This is a genomic window from Actinomycetospora sp. CA-053990, assembly GCF_050948445.1.
Taxonomy (GTDB): domain Bacteria; phylum Actinomycetota; class Actinomycetes; order Mycobacteriales; family Pseudonocardiaceae; genus Actinomycetospora; species Actinomycetospora callitridis.
This window is the reverse complement of record NZ_CP192043.1, coordinates 567,702-586,528: the sequence shown is the minus strand read 5'-3', so window position 1 is coordinate 586,528 and position 18,827 is coordinate 567,702. Positions and strand designations below refer to the sequence as shown.

The window sequence follows — 18,827 nt, the reverse complement described above, 5'->3', positions numbered from 1 at the left end:
TCACGGCTATAGCCGTGAACATCGCTCACGGGGGTCAGCCGAGGTCGCCGCGGGAGAAGTCGGCGATGAGGCCCGGGGCCGCCGCGTCGAACCCGGCGACGTCGAGCATCCCGCCGTCGGCGGGGTCGGCGATCGACACGTCGGTGGCGGTCATGCCGACCACGACGAGCCGGGCGTCGATCCCCGACCGCTCCCGGTACCGCACGAGGGCCTGGTGCGGGTGGATCGCGCCCGCCCAGGTCTCGTTGTCGGTGAGCACGACGAACGTGTCGAACGCCTGCCCCGTCTCCCGCGCCCACTCCATCGGCAGCGCGCAGTCGGTGTTGCCGAAAGGCAGGCGCGACACCGCCGCGATCGCGTCGTCGAGCCGCTGACGCGGGCTGATCGCGAGCTCCGTCAGCGCCGGCGCCCAGCCGCCGTCGGCCGAGGTGAAGCCGACGCAGGTGACGTCGCGCTCGGTGCTCATCGTGACCAGCGCGAGCGCCGCCGACGCCTCCCGCGGCGACAGCGGGAGCCCGGACACCGAGCCGACCTTCATCGACCCCGACACGTCCACCGCGAGCAGCGTCCGCTTCCCGGACGGCACGACCGTGGTGAACGCCGCGTAGAAGGCGGCGTCGAGGGCATCGACGATCTCCCGGATCGGCTCCCATGTCCCGCCCGCCCCGCTCCCGGACGCGTAGGTGCGCAGTGCGACCAGCACCGACACGGGGTGCACGCGTCCCCGGCGCAGGCGGGCCGGGTCGGCGAGTTGCGCGGCCACGGTTCTGCGGGTGTCCCCGGTCAGCACCCCGAGACGGGTCAGCCGCGGGAGCTGGCGCAGGAGCGCGGTCGGCGGGAGTCCGTTCGCGAGCAGCGCCCGCCACACGTCCGGCTCGCCGAGCGCGGCGTCCGGGAGCATCTCCCAGGACAGCCGGTGGTCGATGACGAGCCGGACCCACGCCGACGCGGTCGTCGCCGCCCGGGCCGCGAGGTAGCCGTGCACGATCTCCGGGGCGTCCTCGCCGGCCTCGTCGTCCACGATCCACCGGAACAGCGCCCGCCGCGCGGGGTCGGTGACCGGCGGGGTGGGCGAGGCGCAGCAGGTCGCGGTGCGACCAGCCCTCGCGCTGCCGGTACTTGACGGCCTGGAAGGCGACGTCGTCGGCGTCGGGCTCGGTGTACCAGCGCGCGACGGCCCGGCGCAGGCCCCGTCCCCACCCGCGGAACTGCTCGACGTAGCGGGCGAAGAGGAACAGGTGGGTGCCGGTGCGGCAGACCGCGGGCAGCGCGTCGAGCGCGCCGCGTCGGCCCGCCTCGTCACCCAGCGCCGCGGCCGCGGCGAGCGCGAAGATCGCCGGGTTCTGGCGCGGCGCCCGCCCGGCGGTCGAGATCGCCACGACCTGCCCGACCAGCCACGCCGTCCGGTCCCGCGCGGCCCGCAGGACCACGGGCGCGTTCTGCGCGGTGAGCTCCCGCGCGGTCGCGTAGTAGGTGCCCCCGTCGGTGCCCAGGGTCAGGAAGCGCAGGACCCGGGTGTCGTCGTCGAGGGCGAACCCGTACCCCCCGGCGGCGTTGGGGACCTGGCGCTCGTCGGCGCGCAGGAGCTGCGACGTGGCGCGGGTCGAGACCGAGGTCAGCGGGTCCATGGGCGTCCTCCCTGAAGGGCACACGTCCGGCAGGCGAGTGGATAGTCCGAAGGGGAGGGCGGGCGTGCTCTCGACCACCGGAGGAACACCGGAAGGCCGGCCACGCTCCGCGGGGAGTACCGGGAACGCCGATCACCGACGGTCTGCCGGCCCGCCCTCCCCGGGCGGGCACCTGTCGAGCGCTGTGGCGCGAGGACGGGCGTGGTGTGGCCGCCGGAGTCGTGGCGCTCCTCCGGTTGAGCTACGCCGGGACCTCCCGGCGGCGGGACTCGAACCCGCAACCTCCCCATTTCGAGTGGTCACCGACTGAGCCTCCGGCCCGTACTCGCAGCGACGACGCTAGCCCCGCCCGTTGCCGGCGTCGTCGGAATTAGCGCGGCGCGCGAGCAGCGGGTCCAGGCGGAACGGGACGAGCTGGCGCATCACCAGCGCCGTCGACGTCCGTTCCACGCCCGCGACGGCCAGGAGGCTGCCGGCGATCGTGTAGAGCGCGTCGGCGTCGCGGGCGACGACCTGGACCAGCAGGTCGTCGTCCCCGGCGAGGCCGACGACCTCGACCACCTCCGGGATGCGGGCGAGCGCCGTCGTCACCTCCTCGAGGCGACGCTGGTCGACGCGGGTCGTCACGTAGGCCCGCAGCGGGTGGCCCAGCGCCGCGGGGTCGATGCGGCGACCGAAGGCGCCGAGCACGCCGCGGCTCTCCAGCCGGGCGAGCCGGGACTGGACGGTGTTGCGCGCGAGCCCGAGGCGTTCGGCGAGCGCGACGACGGTCGCGCGCGGCTCCTCGCCGAGCGCCTGCAGCAGCCGGGCGTCGACCGGGTCGACGGGTTCCATCCTGCTCACTCCCCACCGCCGCCGGGACCGTTGGCGCGACCATAGTGCTCAGCGGCGTCCGCACCGCTTGCGCACGACACCGCCATGACGAACGCTTCGGGCGTCAATGTGAGACCCGGAGGCCACCGATGACATCCACGCGTCCCGCCCCCGCACCGCTCACCGGCCAGGAGCCGGAGCGCGAGGCGCTGCAGGCGGTGGAGGACCGCGTGCTGTGGCTCTCGACGGCGATCGTCGACCACGCCAACCGGGTGCGCCCCAACCCGGGCGGGCTGAAGGTCGGCGGCCACCAGGCGTCGTCGGCCTCGATCGTCTCGATCATGACGGCGCTGTGGTTCCACGCGCTGCGCCCCGAGGACCGCGTCTCGGTCAAGCCGCACGCCTCGCCGGTGCTGCACGCGATCAACCACCTGCTCGGCGAGCTCGACGCGTCGTACCTGACGACGCTGCGCGAGGCCGGCGGGCTGCAGTCCTACCCGTCGCGGTCGAAGGACCCCGACCCCGTCGACTACTCGACCGGCTCGGTCGGCATCGGCGCGACCGCCCCGATCTGGGGGACGATCGCGCGCCGCTATGCCGAGGGGCTGGGGCAGCGCGCCGGGACGGGGCGACAGTTCTCGCTGGTCGGCGACGCGGAGCTCGACGAGGGCGCGGTCTGGGAGGCCGTGCTCGACCCGATGGTGCGCGAGCTCGGCGAGGTCTGCTGGATCGTCGACTTCAACCGGCAGAGCCTCGACCGCGTCGTCCCCGACATCTCCGCCACCCGGCTGCACGCGCTGTTCAGCGCCGCGGGGTGGCAGGTCATCAGCGTCAAGTACGGGCGGCTGCTCGCCGAGCTCTACGCCCGGCCGGGTGGCGACGCCCTGCGCCGGCGGATCGACGAGATGACCAACCCCGAGTACCAGCGGCTGCTGCGCTGCACCCCGCTCCAGCTGCGCGAACGCCTTCCCGGCGACGGACCCGAGGGCGAGGCGATCGCCGCGCTGCTCAAGGAGGTCACCGACGGCGCGGTGCACGCCGCGATCCGCAACCTCGGCGGCCACGACCTCGGCGCGCTCGCCGACGCCTACGACGCCATCGACGACACCCGCCCGACGGTGATCTTCGCGTACACGGTGAAGGGCTACGGGCTCGCGACGCAGGGCCACCCGCAGAACCACTCGTCGCTGCTCACCGAGACCCAGATGCGGGCCTTGGCGACGGGGCTGGGCACCGACCTCGACGACCCGTGGGCGCCCCTGCCCGCCGGGCCGGCCGCCGATCTCTGCGCCGCGACCGCCACCCGACTGCGCCGGTCGCCCGCGACCCCGGCGGCGGCGCCGGTGGTCCCCGAGGACCTCGACCGGACGCCCACCGGCACCGGCCACACCCAGCAGGCGCTGGGGCGCGCGCTGCTCGACCTCACCCGCTCCGCGCCCGAGGCCGCCCGCCGGGTGGTGACGGTCAGCCCCGACGTCACGTCGTCGACCAATCTGGGCGGCTGGCTGAACAAGGTCGGCTCGTGGTCGGCCCACGAGCGCCGCGACTGGTTCGCCGACGACGCCGAGACGATCCTGCACTGGCACGAGCTGCCGAGCGGACAGCACATCGAGCTCGGGATCGCCGAGACCAACCTCGTCGGCCTGCTCGGCGAGCTCGGCGCGACGTGGTCGCGGTGGGGCGAGCCGCTGCTGCCGATCGGCGTGCTCTACGACCCGTTCGTGGCCCGCGCCCTCGAGCCCTGGGCGTTCGGGATGTACGCGGGCGGGCAGTCGATCCTGGTCGGCACGCCGTCGGGGGTGTCGCTGGCGCCGGAGGGCGGCGCGCACCAGTCGATCACCACGCCCTCGATCGGGCTCGAGCAGCCCGGCTGCGTCGCGTTCGAGCCCGCGTTCGGCGTCGAGGTCGGCTGGTGCCTGCTCGACGGGCTCGGACGCCTCGGGCGCGCGGGCGGCTCGTCGACCTACCTGCGCCTGTCGACCGTGCCCGTCGACCAGAGCCTCGCCGCCGTCCCGAGCGACCCGGCGGCCCGCGCCCAGCGCCGCCGGCAGGTCACCGCGGGCGCCTACGTGCTGCGCCGGGCCGCCGGGACCCCGACGGTCACGATCGCGGTGATGGGCGCGCTGGTGGGCCAGGCCCTCGCCGCGGCGGAGCGCCTCGAGGAGCAGGGCCGGCCGACCGACGTCGTCGTGGTCACGAGCCCCGACCGGCTCTTCCGCGCGCTGCGGGCCCGCGACGCGGCGACGGGCGCCCACGCCGAGGCACCGACCTGGATCCTCGACGCCGCGTTCCCCGCCGACCGCGCGGCGCGCCTGGTCACCGTCCTCGACGGCCACCCCCACACCCTGGCGTTCCTGGCGTCGGTGCACGGGGTCCGCGCGTCGCACCTCGGCGTCACCGACTTCGGCCGCTCCTCCGGCCTCGCCGACGCCTGGGCGCACCACCACCTCGACACGGACGCGATCGTGGCGGCGGCGCTCGCCTGACCCCGTGTGCAAGCCCTGCGTCCACGCTGGCACTCAACGCCAGGAAAGCCGCGTCGATCATGAGCGCCTGAGGCGGCGCGCATCGACCGGACGCCGCGGCGGGTAGCCCTCGGACCTCGCACCCGAGGGGAGGCCCCGTGCCCGACTGGCTCGCCGCGCCCGACTACACGACCGCCCGCTGGGTGGTCCAGCACCTCGTCGCGCTCGTCTACGTCATCGCGTTCACCGTCGCGCTCGCTCAGTTCCGCCCGCTGATCGGCGAGCGGGGCCTCACCCCGATCCCGCGCTTCCTCGCGCGCACGACCTTCCGTCGCCACCCGAGCCTGTTCCACCTGCGCTACTCGGACACGATCTTCCGGGCCGTCGCCGCCCTCGGCCTCGTCCTCGCCGTCGCCGCGCTCGCAGGGGCCACCGACCTCCTCCCGCTCGGCGCCGGCATCGTGCTGTGGGCCGTGCTCTGGGTGCTCTACCTGTCGATCGTCAACGTCGGCCAGGTCTGGTACGGCTTCGGCTGGGAGTCGCTGCTGCTCGAGGCCGGGTTCCTCGTGACGTTCCTCGGCCCCGCGGACGTCGCCCCGCCCGCCCCGATCCTCTGGCTGCTCGTCTGGCTGCTGTTCCGCGTCGAGTTCGGCGCCGGCTTGATCAAACTGCGCGGCGACCGTTGCTGGCGCGACCTCACCTGCCTCGAGTACCACCACGAGACCCAGCCGCTCCCGGGCCCGACGAGCCGGTTCTTCCACCACCTGCCGCGCCCGCTGCACCGCGCGGAGGTGCTCGCCAACCACGTCACCCAGCTCGTCGTGCCGTTCCTGCTCTTCCTCCCCCAGCCGGTGGCGTCGATCGCCGCCGTCGTCGTGATCGTCACCCAGGGCTGGCTCGTCAGCAGCGGCAACTTCGCGTGGCTGAACCTCCTGACGATCACACTGGCCTTCGCCGCGATCGACGACGCCCGGCTCGGGTGGCTTCTCCCGCTCCCCACGCCGGGCGCGATGCCGACGTGGTTCGCCGTCGTGGTGATCGCCGTGACGGTCCTGATGCTCGCGCTGTCGGTGTGGCCGGTGCTGAACATGGCCAGCGGCCGCCAGCTGATGAACGCCGGCATCACCCCGGTGCACCTGGGCAACAGCTACGGCGCCTTCGGCTCGGTGACCCGCGAGCGCGAGGAGGTGGTGCTGGAGGGCACCGACGACCCGGACGGGGGTGACGACGCGGACTGGCGCGAGTACGGGTTCCGCGCCAAGCCCGGCGACCCCTACCGGCGCCCGCCGCAGCTCGCGCCGTACCACCGCCGGCTGGACTGGCTGATGTGGTTCGCCCCGCTCGCGCCGCGGATGGCGCGCAGCTGGCTCCCGACCCTGCTCGACCGCCTGCTCGAGGCCGACGCCCCGACCCTGCGGCTGCTGCGCCACGACCCGTTCGACGGCGAGCGGCCGGCCTGGGTGCGCGCCCGTCTCTTCCGCTACCGCTTCACGACCCGCGCGGAGCGCCGCGAGACCGGGGCGTGGTGGCACCGCGAGCTGATCGGGGACTACCTGCCCGCGCGCTCGCGGCCGACCTCACGGACGTCCGCCCCGTAGACCAGCCGCTGCCCCGCGCGGATCCCGGCGCCGTAGAGCGCGCCGAGTCGCCCACCGCGCGCCAGCGCCGCCCGCGCCGCGTTGGCCCCCGGCGTCCCGTGCACCGCGCCCGCCGGGTGGGCCGTCGCGCCGGCGAGGAAGAGGCGCTCCACGGGAGTGTCGGGGCGCCCGAGCCCGGGCGTCGGGCGGAACACGAGCATCTGGTGCAGCTGGGCGGTGCCGGCCATGAGCGCCCCGCGCACCAGGGACGGGTTGCGGGCCTCGAGGTCGCCGGGCCCGGACACGGCCCGCGCGACGACGCGCTCGCCGAAGCCCGGCGCGTGGCGCTCGATGCCCGCGACCATGCGCGCGACCTGCTCGGCGAGCTCCTCTTGCATGTGCGCCCGGCGGTGCGGCAGGTGCGTGTACGCCCAGACCGACTCCGTGCCGGGCGGCGAACGCAGCGGGTCGGCGAGCGTCATCTGCCCGAGCAGCATGAAGGGCTCGCGCGGCATGCGGCCGGCGGCCAGGTCGGCGCCGAAGTCGACGAGCCCCGCGACGTCCCCACCGAGGTGCACCGTGCCAGCCTCGCGGGGCTCCGGCGCGGTCCACGGGATCGGGGACGACAGCGCCCAGTCGACCTTGAGGATCGCGTCGTCGTACTGGAACCGGGCGAGGTCGTCGACCATCCGCGCCGGCAGGTGCTCGGTCCCCACGAGGTCGCCGAACAGCACCGGCGCGGGGACGTCGGCGAGCACCGCGCGCCGCGCCCGCACCAGCCCGCCGGTCACGTCCACGACCCCCACGGCCCGCCCGCCCTCGACGAGCACCCGCGTCACCGGACGGTGGCACTCCACGGTCCCGCCCCGGAGCGCCAGCCGCCCGACCAGCGCGTCCGTGATCCCCCGTGCGCCGCCCGCGGGCACCGGGAAGCCGACGTCCTGCGCGAGCATCGCGAGCAGCCAGCCGAACGCGGTGCTCGCGGTCTGGTTCACCCCGAGGTCGGTGTGCAGGGCGTTGCCGGCGACGAGGACCCGCGCGCCCTCCCCCGCGAACTCCTCCTCACCGAACCGCGTCGCGGGCAGCAGCATCCGGCGGGCGAGGCGGAGCGCGTCGGGGCCGCCGAGCGTCCGCAGCACGCGGGCGGCGTCGCGCACCGGCGGGAACGGGCCGAGGAACGCGGCGAGCAGCGGGTCGCGCAGCCGCTGCCACTCGTCGGCGAGCCGTCGCCAGGCGTCGCCGTCACCGGGGGCGAACCGGTCCAGCGACGCCGCGGTGACGTCGACGTCGCGCGAGAGCAGCACGCCCCGGTCGTCGGGCAGGACGTGCGCCAGCGGTGCGGGCGCGTGGCGCCACTCCAGGCCGTGTCCCTCGAGGTCGAGCGCGCGGAAGGCGGGCGAGACGACGCCCATCGGGTAGAACGCGCTGCCGAGGTCGCTGCGGAACCCCGGCGCGGTGATCTCCTCGGTGCGCACCGCCCCGCCCGGCCCGTCCGAGGCCTCCAGCACGCGCACCGACCAGCCCCGGTCGGCGAGCATGTTCGCCGCCACCAGGCCGTTGTGGCCGGCGCCGACGACGACGGCGTCGACGGTCTCGGTGTCGCTGACGACCAGGTTCTCGGCGGGCATCCGCCGAGGATGCCCGTTTCAGTGCGGACCGAGCAGGTTGGTACGGACGTCGACGAGATGGCGGCGCATGTGCTCGCGCGCGGCGTCCGCGTCGCGCTCGGCGAGCGCGGTGACGATCTCGGCGTGGCACTGCTCGTAGCCGCGCCGCCGTTCCGGCGAGGCCGAGCGCCGCTTGATGCTGCCCCACACCGGGAGGTCGCGGGCGGCGTTCATCGTGTCGAACAGCCGCAGCAGCAGGCCGTTGTGCGCCGCCGCCGCGACGGCGCGGTGCAGCGCGGAGTCCCAGGCCTCGAACTCCTCGTAGGTCGCGGTGGCGTTGCCGCGCCGCAGGCAGTGCTCGATGTGCTCGAGATCGGCCGGGGTCGCATGGCGGGCGGCCAGGGCGGCGATCTCGGGCTCGAGGACGAGGCGTGTCGCCATGATCTCGGCGGGACTCGTCTGGAGCGGCCCGCGGGCGGCCGGGGGCAGGCCGGGCTCGGCCTCGAGCTCGGTGAGGAACGTGCCGCGCCCGACGTGACGGGTGATCCGCCCGTCGCGCTCGAGCTCGCCCAGCGCGGCGCGGACGGCGGCCCGCGACGCCTGCAACGTGGTCGACAGCGCGCGCTCCGTCGGGATCTTCGACCCCGTACTGAGCACGCCGGCGGCGACGGCCTCGTCGAGCAGCGCCCGGAGGCGGGTGACGACGGGTGCGCTCCCGACGCCCTCCTGCGGTGCGGCCACGACTCCCCCTTCATGCCGACCAATACAGGACCAATGCTACGGCATCGGCCCTCTTGGCAGGCGGTAGGCCGCGTCGTACGGTCGGAGGACCGGCGAGGTGGCCGACCACACGCCGCGATTGGTCCGCATTGGTTGTCGAAATGCCCCGGAGTGTGATCCGTGAAGCTGGTGACCTTCCGTACCGCCGACCGCGAGGGCGTGGGGCGGGTCGACGACGACGGGACGACCATCCGCGACCTGGCCGGCGTCGTCGGCGACCGGTCGATGCTCGCGATCATCACCGACTGGGAGCGGCTCGGCCCCGCGATCGCCGACGCCGGGGAGCTGCCCGTCGTCGACGGGGCCCGCCTGCGCGCACCGATCCCGGAGCCGCGCCGCGACCTGTTCGCGGTGGGCAAGAATTACCGCGAGCACGTCGCCGAGTTCGGCCGCTCCGGCTACGACACCCCGCAGCGCTCGGAGGACCTGCCCGACAAGCCGATCGTCTTCTCCAAGGCGACCACCTCGGTCACCGGGCCGTACGACGACGTCGAGTCCCACCCGGACGTCACGAGCGAGCTCGACTACGAGGCCGAGCTCGCCGTCATCATCGGCCGCGGCGGGCGGGGCATCACTCGCGAGCAGGCGATGCAGCACGTCTGGGGCTACACGATCGTCGACGACGTCACCGCCCGCGACGTGCAGCGTGACCACAAGCAGTGGCTGCTGGGCAAGTCGCTCGACACCCACGCGCCGATGGGGCCGTGGGCGGTCAGCGCCGACGAGATCGGCGACCTGGCCGCGCTGGAGGTCTCCTGCACGGTCAACGGCGAGCCCCGGCAGAAGGCACCGGTCGCCGACCTGATCTTCGACGTCCCCGAGCTCATCCGCGTGCTCTCCGCCGGGATGACGCTGCTGCCCGGCGACGTCATCGCCACCGGGACCCCCGCCGGCGTCGGGATCGGGTTCGACCCGCCCCGCTTCCTGCAGCCCGGTGACGTCGTCGAGTGCGCGATCACGGGCCTCGGCACCCTCCGCAACACCATCCGCTGAACGACCCCTCGAGGAGGACGAACGCGTGCAGGTCAACGGCAAGGAGCTCGCTGTCGAGGTCACCGGGGACGGTCCGCCCGTCGTGCTGGTGCACGGCCTCGGCGGGACGTCGAACTTCTACCAGCCCCAGGTCGCCGCGCTCGCCGAGCGCTTCACCGTGGTCCGGCCCGACATGGAGGGCTCCGGGCGCTCGCCCGTCGCGGGCGCGGTGTCGATCGAGGGCTTCGCCAACGACCTCGCCGCGCTGATCGAGACCCTCGACGCCGGGCCGGCGCGGGTCGTCGGGCACTCGATGGGGACGATCACCGTGCGCAGCCTCGCGGCGCGCAGGCCGGAGCTCGTCAGCCACCTCGCGCTCCTCGGCGCCGTGCCCGCGCCGCTGCCCGAGGCGGGCCAGCAGGGCCAGCACGACCGCGCGGCGAAGGTCCGCGCCGAGGGCATGGCGAACGTCGCCGACGCGGTGATGACGAACGCGACCGCCGAGGCCACCCGTCGCGACCACCCCGCCACCGCGGCGTGCGTCCGCGAGCTGGTGCTGCGCCAGGACCCGGAGGGCTACGCCCGGGCGTGCGAGGCCCTCGCCGGTGCGAACGACCCCGGACCGGTCGACCCGGCCCTGCCCCTGCTGCTGCTCACCGGCGCCGGCGACGGCGTCGGGGCCCCGGCGGTCTCGCACGCGCTCGCCGACGCCCACGGCTCCGCCGTCCTCGAGATCTTCGACGACTGCGGCCACTGGACCGCGCTCGAGAAGCCGCACGAGGTCACCGAGCACCTCCTCAAGTTCTTCTGACCACCACTCGATCCCTCGACGACGAGGAGCCCGTCATGAGCAAGGTCCTGTTCCGCAACGTCTCGATCCTCGATTCCACGGGCGCCGACCCCTACCCCGGTGACGTGCTCGTCGAGGACGACCGGATCGCGGCCGTCGGCACCGTCGAGGAGGCCCGCGCCCTGCACGCGCAGGTCGTCGAGGGCCGGGGGCGCACCCTGATGTCCGGGCTGTGCGACGCGCACACCCACTTCAGCTGGAACAACTCCGCGGACCTCGACGGCCTCGGCGGGATGCCGGTCGAGGAGCACCTGCTCTTCTCGATGGAGTCGGCGAAGAAGTACATCGACTCCGGCTACACGATGTGCCTCGGCGCCGCGTCGGCCAAGGAGCGCCTCGACGTCGTCTGCCGCGACGCGATCAACGCCGGCCGCATCCCCGGCCCGCGCTACCTCGCCAACGGCCCGGAGATCGCGGTGACGGGCGGCGCGCTCATCAAGTCGATCACGAAGTTCGCCGACGGGCCGGAGGGCATGCGGCTCGCGGTGCGCCAGCTGATCGACCTCGGCGTCGACCAGATCAAGCTGTCGATGACCGGCGAGGAGATCACCGGCACCCAGCGCGCGGAGGACACGTACTTCTCCGACGAGGAGGTCGCCGCCGCGGTCACCGAGGCCCACCGGCGCGGCAAGCGCGTCTGCGCCCACGCCCGCTCCGCCGAGAGCGTGAAGATGTGCCTGCGGAACAAGGTCGACATCATCTATCACGCCTCGTTCACCGACGCCGAGGGCATGGACATGCTCGAGGCGAACAAGGACTGGGTGTTCGTCGCGCCCGGCATCAACTGGTTGATCGCCACGCTCTACGAGGCCGAGGCGTTCGGGTTCCCGCAGGAGGCGGCCGAGGCGGTGGGCTACAAGAAGGAGCTCGAGGTCGCCACCGACGGGCTGCGCGAGATGCACCGGCGCGGCATCAAGCTGCTCCCCGGCGGCGACTACGGCTTCGCCTGGACCCCGCACGGCACCTACGCCCGCGATCTCGAGCACTTCGTCGAGCGACTCGGCTTCACGCCGATGGAGGCGATCCTCTCGGCCACCAAGCTCGGCGGCGAGATCATGCTGCGCCCCGACGAGCTCGGCCAGGTCCAGCCCGGCTACCTCGCCGACCTCCTCCTCGTCGACGGCGACCCGCTGGAGGACATCACGGTCCTGCAGGACCACGACAAGCTGCACGCGATCATGAAGGACGGGCGCTTCCACAAGGAGGACAGCGGCATCGCGCCGCGCAGCGGGCTCGACGGGCCGGCCGGTCCGGTCACGGACGCCACGCGCCAGGTCGTCGAAGCCCGGCCCTGAGCCCGTGCCGCTGCTCATCTGCCGCACGTGTCCGCGCTACGACGTGGACAGCGGGTCGTTCGGCGCCGCCCTCGACGGGGCGCTCGCCGGGGCGGAGGTCCGTGTCCGTCACGTGCCCTGCCTCGGCGGGTGCCCGAACGCCGGCAACGTCGCCGTCGACGGGCCGGGCAAGCCCCGGGTCCGTTTCTCCCGCATCGGGGTCGACGACGCCGAGGACCTCCTCGACGCGGCGCGGCGGTACGACGCGAGTCCCTCCGGCGCCCCGGGCGACTGGGAGGTGCCCGCTGGACTCGCCGCGCGCGTCACCGCCGTCAGCCCGAAGAGGTGACCGGTTCGGGTAATACTTCGGTTTCCGAAGCTTTCCTCGGGCGGCACGCGAGGTGTCGCGGGGTGATACCAGAGACGGTATCATGGTGATGTGGCTATGACCCTGCGCCTGAGCGACGACGAGGCCGAGGCCCTGCGCCGTCGTGCCGAAACGGAACAGCGGTCGATGCAGGACATCGCCAGGACAGCGGTGCGGGAGTACGTCGAGCGGCACGACCGTGATGACGACGTCGACCGGGCCGCCGCCTGGGTGACGACGAACTTCCGAGAGGCACTCGACCGCCTCGGTCGAGCGTGACCCGGTACCTGACGATCGAGGACGTCCTGCGCTTTCTCGAGAGCGCGCTCGGCGAGGAACCTCGGGTTTGGGACTTCGGGCTGCTGGAGGCCGCCCTGTCTCGACCCGCGACGACGGTGATGGGCGAGGACGCCTACCCGAGGATCGCCCTGAAGGCCGCCGCGCTGCTGCACAGTCTCTGCGCGAACCACGCGCTCGTGGACGGGAACAAGCGGCTCGCGTGGGCCGCGACCGCGGTCTTCCTGGTACTCAATGATCGACCACCGCGACCGGACCAGGACGCGGTGTTCCAGCTCGTCATGGACGTCGCCGGCGGCGATCTCGACGACCTCGGCGAGATCGCCACGAGGATCGAGTCCCTCCTCTGAGCCCCAGGGGCGCTCGATACCTCCTCTGCCCGGGCGAACGGTTCGTCCACACGGCGGCACGTCGGGTGACCTCGGAGGACGTACCCTTCCGCGAGGTGATCACGTGACGTGACGTCCGGGGGGATGGATGGCGTCTGTCGGCCTCCGCCTGTTCGGCGGCGTGGCCGTGGTGCGCGACGGGGTGCCGGAGCCGCACCGCAGCCGCACCCTCGCGACCCTCCTGGCGCTCCTCGCCCTCCACGCGGGCGAGGCCGTCGACGGCGACACGCTCATCGACGAGGCGTGGGGCGAGGAGCTGCCGAAGAACCCCCGCGCCACCCTCCAGGTCGCGCTGACACGCCTCCGCGCGTGGCTGGGCGACCGCGCCGAGCCGTGGATCACCGCGGGCGGCGGGCTGTACACCCTGCACGTCGGGCGCGACGCCGTCGACGTCCTGGCGTTCGGCCGTCTCGCCGACGCCGCCCTGCGCGGCGGCGACCTCGCCGCCCATGAGGACGCCCGCGCCGCGTGGCGGGGCACGCCGTTCCTCGGGCTCGACTCCGCCCGCCTCACCGAGGCCCGGCGCAGCGCCGAGGAGCGCCGGCGCGCCCTCACCGTCCGCCACGCCGCGCTGCTGCTCGACGAGCGTCGGTACGGCGACGTCGTCGACCTCCTCGCCGGCGAGGACCGCCTCGACGAGGAGCTGTCGGCGCTGCTCGTGCGGGCCCTGCGCGACGGCGGCCGGCACCGCGACGCCGTCGAGACCTACCTCGAGGTCCGCCGCAGGCTCCGGGACGAGCTCGACGTCGAGCCCGGGCCCGAGCTGCGGTCGCTCTACGGCTCGCTCACCCCGCCCCGGGCCGGCGGGGAGCGCACGACCGCTCCGGAGCTGGTCGGTCGGGAGGCCCTCGCGGGCACGATCCTCGACGCCCTGACCGGCGAGGGCCGCCTGTTCGTCCTGCACGGCCGGGCGGGCGCAGGGAAGTCCGCCGTGCTCCGCGCCGTGGTCCACGCCGCCAGGGCGCGGGGGGCGCGGACGGCGAGCTCGGCGTGGGGGGAGAACGACGCCCCCGCCGCCGCGTGGCACGAGGTGATCGACGACCTGGAGATCCGGGGGCCGATCCCGGACCGCGACCTCGGGCCCTGGGTCCACGCGCAGCTCGGTCGCCGTGCCGGGGACGCACCCGTGCTCCTGGCCCTCGACGACGCGCACCGCGCCGACACCGCCTCGCTCGACGTCCTGCGCGCCCTCGCCCGTCGGGGCCTGCCCGCCGGGGTGGTCGTCGTGGTCGCGGCGCGGGCACCCGACACCGCTCCGCACCCGCACTGGGACCGCGCGCGGGCCGAGCTGGACGGCCACGACACCGTCACCACCGTCGCCGTCGGGCCGCTCACCCCGGACGCGGTGGCCGTGCTCGTCCGGCGGCGCCTCGCCGCGCTCGAGCCGGACGACGACCTCGCGCACGCGGTGACCCGCCGCTCCGGGGGCCTCGCCCTCCACGTGACGGCGCTGCTCGACCTCCTCGGGCGCTGCGGCGGACGGGAGGAGGCCCGGGAGGCGGTCGACCGGGTCCCCGACCAGGTGCGGGCCGTCATCGACCACCAGGCCGCCCAGCTCCCGACCGCGACGCGGCGGGCGGTCGAGGCGCTCGCGGTCCTGCGCCCGGTCGACCTCACCGGCCTGGCCGCCGTCCTCGGACGTCGGCCGCTCGACGTCGCCGACGACCTCGAGGTCGCGGTGCGGGCGGGGCTGGCCACCGGCGAGGGCGACCGCTACGTGCTGCGCCACGACCTCGACGCCGACGGCCTGCGGGCCGGCGTGCCACCGGTCCGCGCGGCGCACCTGCACCTCGCGCGGCTCGAGGGGCTCGACGACGACGCGGACGCGTTCACCGTGCTGCGCCACGGCGAGGGGGCCGCGACGCTGCTCTCCCCGTCCCGCCTCGCCGCCGCCCAGGTGGAGGCCGGCGTCGAGTCCTACCGCCGGCGGGCGATCCCCGAGGCGATCGCCCTGTTCGAGGCCGCGCTCCCGGCGGCCACCGACCGGGCCCGCGCGCGCCTGCTCGCCCACCGCGCCCTGTGCCACTCCGCGGTGCGCGGGAGCGGCGAGGCCCGGGACGCCATGCTGGAAGAAGACCTCGACCAGGCCCTCGACGCGGCCCTGGACGCCGGCGACGACGAGCTCGCCGTGCTGGTCGCGGTCGGCGACGAGCCGCTGGGACTCTCGGTGCAGGGCGACCCCCGCCGCTACGCGCGGCTGCACCGCCTCCTCGACCGGCCGCTGGCCCCGCGGCTGCGGCTCGACCTGCTCGTCGCGACCGTCCGGGAGGCCTCGGCGACCGCCCGGGACGGGGCGCCGACCCTCGTCGCCGAGGCGAGGGCGCTGGCGGACGCGATCGCCGACGACGACCCCGAGGCCCAGGCCCGCGTCCGGGCGCTCGAGGCGCGCCACCTCGTCGACGGCGCCCGCCCGGTGCGCGAGCGGCTCGCCGTCGCGGTCGACGCCCACCGGCTCGCCCTGGCCACCGGGGACCCGTCGCTGTACCTGGAGGGCACCGAGCTGCTGATGACCGCCGAGCTCGCGAACGGGCACACCGAGCAGGCCCACAAGCTGCGCGTCGAGCTGGAGACCGCCGCCGAGCGGTGGTTCCGCCCGCGCTCGATCTGGGCCGCCCAGGTCACCGGGGCCGCGATGCTGCTGGCCGAGGGCGATCCTGGCGCCGACGCCGCGGCGAGCCGCGCCGCCGAGCGGGGCCAGGCGCTCGGGCTCCCCGCGGCGCCGTTCGCCGCCGGCGCGCACCTGCTCGTCCAGCACCTCCTGTTGGGGACCGTCGCCGAGCTCGCCCCGCTCGCCGCCCACGCCTCGACGCGCGCGCTGAACACCGGGGCCTGGTCCGCCGCGGCCGCCTACGCCGAGGCCTGCGCGGGCCACGACGACCGGGCGCGCGAGCACCTCGCGGAGTACGGGCGCCGGGCCGCCAACCCCGCGATGTGGTTCTCCCGCGCCGCGGCGGCGATGGCCGCGGCCGCCGCCTTCCGCCTCGGGGACGCCGCGGTCGCCGCCCACGTCCGCGCGGTGCTCCCCGCCGACCCGGACGCCGCCGTGCTGGTCGGGTTCGGCGGCGCCGTGCTCGGTCCCGCGACGCTCTGGACGGGGCTCACGGCGCGAATCCTCGACGACCCCGACAGCGCCCGCCGGGACTGGACCGCCGCCCTCGCCCTGGCCGAGCGCGCCGGGTGGACGCCATGGGCCGCGGCGGCCCGGCAGTGCCTCGCCGCGCTCTCGGATCCGAGCGCGCCACTGCCGCTGGGGCTGGGGTCGAGCCGTCCGTAATCCCCCGCAGGGGTGCCGTCGGGGCGTGGTGGGCGGGAGAATCCGGACCATGAGCACCCGGTTGTGGCATCCGTTCTCCGACATGGCCGCCGTCGACGGGAACGAGTTCATCGTCGACCGCGCCGAGGGCGCGTACGTCTACGACGAGGCGGGACGCGCCTATCTCGACGGCTGCGCGAGCCTCTGGTACTGCAACGTCGGCCACGGACGGCAGGAGATCGTCGACGCCGCCGCGAAGCAGATGTCGAAGCTCGAGGCGTACTCGTGCTTCGCCGACATCGCCAACCGCCCCGCGCTCGAGCTCGCCGACCGGCTGGCCGACCTGGCCCCCGTCGACGACGCCAAGGTGTTCTTCGGCTCGGGCGGGGCGGACGCCATCGACACGGCGGTGAAGCTCGCCCGCGCCTACTGGCAGGCGCGCGGCGATCACCAGCGCGTGCACGTCGTCTCCCGCGAGACCGGGTACCACGGCACGCACGGCTTCGGGACGTCGATCACCGGCATCCCGCCGAACCGCGACGGCTGGGGCGTGCTCCCCGGCGAGAACACCGTCGCGCCCCTGCACGACCTCGACGGCGTGGAGAAGGTGTTCGCCGAGGTCGGTCCGGAGCGGATCGCGGCGTTCGTGATCGAGCCCGTCACCGGCGCCGGCGGCGTGCACCTGCCCACCGACGGCTACGTCGAGGGCGTCGCCGAGCTGTGCCGCCGTCACGGTGTCCTGCTGGTCATCGACGCCGTGATCTGCGGCTTCGGGCGGCTGGGCACCTGGTTCGGCATCGAGCGCTTCGGGGTCCGGCCCGACATGATCACCTTCGCGAAGGGCGTCACCAGCGGCTACCTGCCGCTCGGCGGCGTGATCGTCTCCGGCGAGGTCGCCGCCCCGTGGTGGACGACCCCCGGCGAGCGCACCCTGCGCCACGGCCCCACCTATTCGGGACACCCGACCTGCTGCGCGGCGGGCCTCGCGACCCTCGACGTCTACGAGCGCGAGAACCTCATCGCGCGCGGCAGCGAGCTGGAGACACCGCTCTTCGAGGCGCTCGCGCCGCTCACGTCGCACCCGTACGTCCACGAGGTGCGCGCCGGCTTCGGCTTCCTCGGCGCGGTCGAGCTGGAGCAGGACGTGCTCGACGGCGTCCCCGACGCCCCGAACGTGCTGCTGCGCGCCGCGCGGAAGAACGGCGTGCTCGTGCGCGGGCTGGGCAAGGGCGTCGCGGTGTCCCCGCCGCTCATCGCGAACGACGAGGACATCGCCCTGCTCGCCGAGGCGATCCGCGGGGGGCTCGACTCCCTGCCCCTCGAGGCCCCGGTGCCCGCGGCGCCGGGCGCGTGACCGCGCCGGCCCCCGACGTCTTCCTCGCCGACTGTCCGGCGCGCGCGGCGCTCGACCTGATCGCCGACACCTGGTCGGTGGTCGTCCTCGTGGGCCTCGCGCACGGTCCGCGGCGCTACACGTTCCTCCTCGAACGGGCCGGCGGGATCAGCAAGAAGATGCTCACCCAGACCCTGCGCCGCCTCGCCGACGCCGGGCTCGTCGCACGGCCCCGGGTCCGCGGCGGGGAGTACGCGCTCACCGGGCTCGGCGAGTCGCTGCTCGGGCCGCTCACGGCGCTGACCGCCTGGGCCGAGGAGCACGCCGACGACCTCGTCTGAGGGCACCTCGGGGTTCCCTCGCCGTGCCTAGCGTCGGTGCGGTGACCCGAACCGAGGAGGAGCCGATGACGACCGTCCTGGTGGCCGGCGCGACCGGCAACGTGGGCGGCGAGGTGGTGCGTGCGCTCGCCGGCGCGGGCGAGGTCCGGGCGCTCTCGCGCCGGGGCACGCCCGTCGCGGGAGCCGTCCCGGTGGCCGGGGACCTCGGTGATCGCGCCGCCGTGGCCGACGCCTGGCGCGGCGTCGACGCCGTGTTCCTGCCCGCCGGCCGCCCCGACGTCCCGGGCCTGCTCGCCGACATGCGGGCGGCCGGGGTGCGACGGGTCGTGCTGCTCTCGACGGACGCCGTGGTCGGCGGCGACGTCGACAACGCGGTGACCCGGTTCAACCTCGTCTCCGAGGCCGCCGTGCGCGACTCGGGCCTCGGGTGGACGGTGCTGCGCCCGAGCGGGTTCATGTCGAACGCGCTGGCGTGGTCACCGCTCACCGACGTCGTCCGCGAGCCCTTCGCCGACGTCCCGGTCGCCGTCATCGACCCGGCCGACATCGGCGCCGTCGCCGCCCGCGCGCTCACCGACCCGGGGCTCGAGGGCCGGAGCCTGCGGCTCACCGGGCCCGAGGCGACGCTCCCGGCCGATCGGCTCGCGGTGCTCGGCGACGTCCTGGGGCGCGACCTGCGCCTGGAGCCCGAGCCGGACGACGAGGCGCGGGCGCGTCTCGGGTCGCTGATGCCGGCCGAGTACGTCGACGCCTTCTTCCGCTTCTTCCGCGGCGGCGAGTACGACGACAGCCGGGTGACCACCACCGTCCCCGGCGTCCTCGGGCGGCCGGCGCGGACGTTCCGTCAGTGGTCGGAGGTTCACGCCGGCGCGTTCTGAGCG

General features: G+C 75.0%; 16 protein-coding genes and 1 pseudogene. 12 read left to right on the top strand and 5 right to left on the bottom strand.

The window, feature by feature from the left end:
- Window positions 1-34: 34 nt before the first annotated feature.
- From ACQPYN_RS03005 to ACQPYN_RS02995, 3 genes and pseudogenes are all read right to left on the bottom strand, one after another.
- The gene (locus tag ACQPYN_RS03005) at window positions 35-1,021 is read right to left on the bottom strand and encodes a TROVE domain-containing protein (protein ID WP_433033253.1); all 987 of its coding nucleotides are present in this window, start codon (window positions 1,019-1,021) and stop codon (window positions 35-37) included.
- 94 nt (window positions 1,022-1,115) lie between these two features.
- Window positions 1,116-1,628, bottom strand: a pseudogene (locus ACQPYN_RS03000) (TROVE domain-containing protein); the annotation flags it as partial.
- 339 nt (window positions 1,629-1,967) lie between these two features.
- The gene (locus tag ACQPYN_RS02995) at window positions 1,968-2,462 is read right to left on the bottom strand and encodes an Lrp/AsnC family transcriptional regulator (RefSeq protein WP_433033250.1); all 495 of its coding nucleotides are present in this window, start codon (window positions 2,460-2,462) and stop codon (window positions 1,968-1,970) included.
- Window positions 2,463-2,590: 128 nt separating this feature from the next.
- Here ACQPYN_RS02995 and ACQPYN_RS02990 point away from each other — a divergent pair, with 128 nt between their 5' ends.
- The gene (locus tag ACQPYN_RS02990; RefSeq protein ID WP_433033247.1) at window positions 2,591-4,927 is read left to right on the top strand and encodes a transketolase-like TK C-terminal-containing protein; all 2,337 of its coding nucleotides are present in this window, start codon (window positions 2,591-2,593) and stop codon (window positions 4,925-4,927) included.
- Window positions 4,928-5,064: 137 nt separating this feature from the next.
- Entirely contained in the window at window positions 5,065-6,504 is a 1,440-nt protein-coding gene (locus tag ACQPYN_RS02985) for a lipase maturation factor family protein (RefSeq protein WP_433033244.1), read from the top strand.
- Here ACQPYN_RS02985 and ACQPYN_RS02980 read toward each other — a convergent pair.
- Both ACQPYN_RS02980 and ACQPYN_RS02975 read right to left on the bottom strand, forming a co-directional pair.
- Window positions 6,456-8,111: a phytoene desaturase family protein gene (locus tag ACQPYN_RS02980; RefSeq protein WP_433033241.1), complete on the bottom strand. Its 1,656-nt coding sequence runs from the start codon at window positions 8,109-8,111 to the stop codon at window positions 6,456-6,458. The genes ACQPYN_RS02985 and ACQPYN_RS02980 overlap by 49 nt on opposite strands.
- Window positions 8,112-8,129: 18 nt before the next feature.
- A complete protein-coding gene (locus tag ACQPYN_RS02975; RefSeq protein WP_433033238.1) occupies window positions 8,130-8,831 on the bottom strand; it encodes a FadR/GntR family transcriptional regulator in 702 nt (233 codons plus the stop codon).
- Window positions 8,832-8,990: 159 nt separating this feature from the next.
- Here ACQPYN_RS02975 and ACQPYN_RS02970 point away from each other — a divergent pair, with 159 nt between their 5' ends.
- From ACQPYN_RS02970 to ACQPYN_RS02925, 10 genes are all read left to right on the top strand, one after another.
- Window positions 8,991-9,863: a fumarylacetoacetate hydrolase family protein gene (locus ACQPYN_RS02970; protein WP_433033235.1), complete on the top strand. Its 873-nt coding sequence runs from the start codon at window positions 8,991-8,993 to the stop codon at window positions 9,861-9,863.
- Window positions 9,864-9,888: 25 nt separating this feature from the next.
- Window positions 9,889-10,653, top strand: coding sequence for an alpha/beta fold hydrolase (locus ACQPYN_RS02965; protein ID WP_433033233.1), 765 nt, complete (start codon window positions 9,889-9,891; stop codon window positions 10,651-10,653).
- A gap of 35 nt (window positions 10,654-10,688) precedes the next feature.
- Window positions 10,689-11,987, top strand: a complete 1,299-nt coding sequence (locus tag ACQPYN_RS02960) for an amidohydrolase family protein (protein ID WP_433033230.1) — start codon at window positions 10,689-10,691, stop codon at window positions 11,985-11,987.
- A 4-nt stretch (window positions 11,988-11,991) separates the two neighbouring features.
- Window positions 11,992-12,315, top strand: coding sequence for a DUF1636 family protein (locus ACQPYN_RS02955; RefSeq protein WP_274188468.1), 324 nt, complete (start codon window positions 11,992-11,994; stop codon window positions 12,313-12,315).
- 96 nt (window positions 12,316-12,411) lie between these two features.
- Window positions 12,412-12,612, top strand: a complete 201-nt coding sequence (locus ACQPYN_RS02950) for a ribbon-helix-helix protein, CopG family (protein WP_433033226.1) — start codon at window positions 12,412-12,414, stop codon at window positions 12,610-12,612.
- Complete coding sequence (locus ACQPYN_RS02945; RefSeq protein ID WP_433033223.1) at window positions 12,609-12,980, top strand: type II toxin-antitoxin system death-on-curing family toxin; 372 nt, start codon at window positions 12,609-12,611, stop codon at window positions 12,978-12,980. The genes ACQPYN_RS02950 and ACQPYN_RS02945 overlap by 4 nt, the downstream gene beginning before the upstream one ends.
- Before the next feature lie 127 nt (window positions 12,981-13,107).
- Window positions 13,108-16,293, top strand: coding sequence for a BTAD domain-containing putative transcriptional regulator (locus ACQPYN_RS02940; protein WP_433033220.1), 3,186 nt, complete (start codon window positions 13,108-13,110; stop codon window positions 16,291-16,293).
- 49 nt (window positions 16,294-16,342) lie between these two features.
- The gene (locus tag ACQPYN_RS02935) at window positions 16,343-17,626 is read left to right on the top strand and encodes an aspartate aminotransferase family protein (RefSeq protein ID WP_433033217.1); all 1,284 of its coding nucleotides are present in this window, start codon (window positions 16,343-16,345) and stop codon (window positions 17,624-17,626) included.
- Window positions 17,623-17,946, top strand: coding sequence for a winged helix-turn-helix transcriptional regulator (locus ACQPYN_RS02930; protein ID WP_433033214.1), 324 nt, complete (start codon window positions 17,623-17,625; stop codon window positions 17,944-17,946). Before ACQPYN_RS02935 ends, ACQPYN_RS02930 begins: the two co-directional genes overlap by 4 nt.
- Window positions 17,947-17,987: 41 nt before the next feature.
- Window positions 17,988-18,824 carry an NAD(P)H-binding protein gene (locus ACQPYN_RS02925; RefSeq protein ID WP_433033211.1) on the top strand — a complete coding sequence of 279 codons (837 nt, stop codon included), beginning with the start codon at window positions 17,988-17,990 and terminating at the stop codon, window positions 18,822-18,824.
- Window positions 18,825-18,827 lie beyond the last annotated feature (3 nt).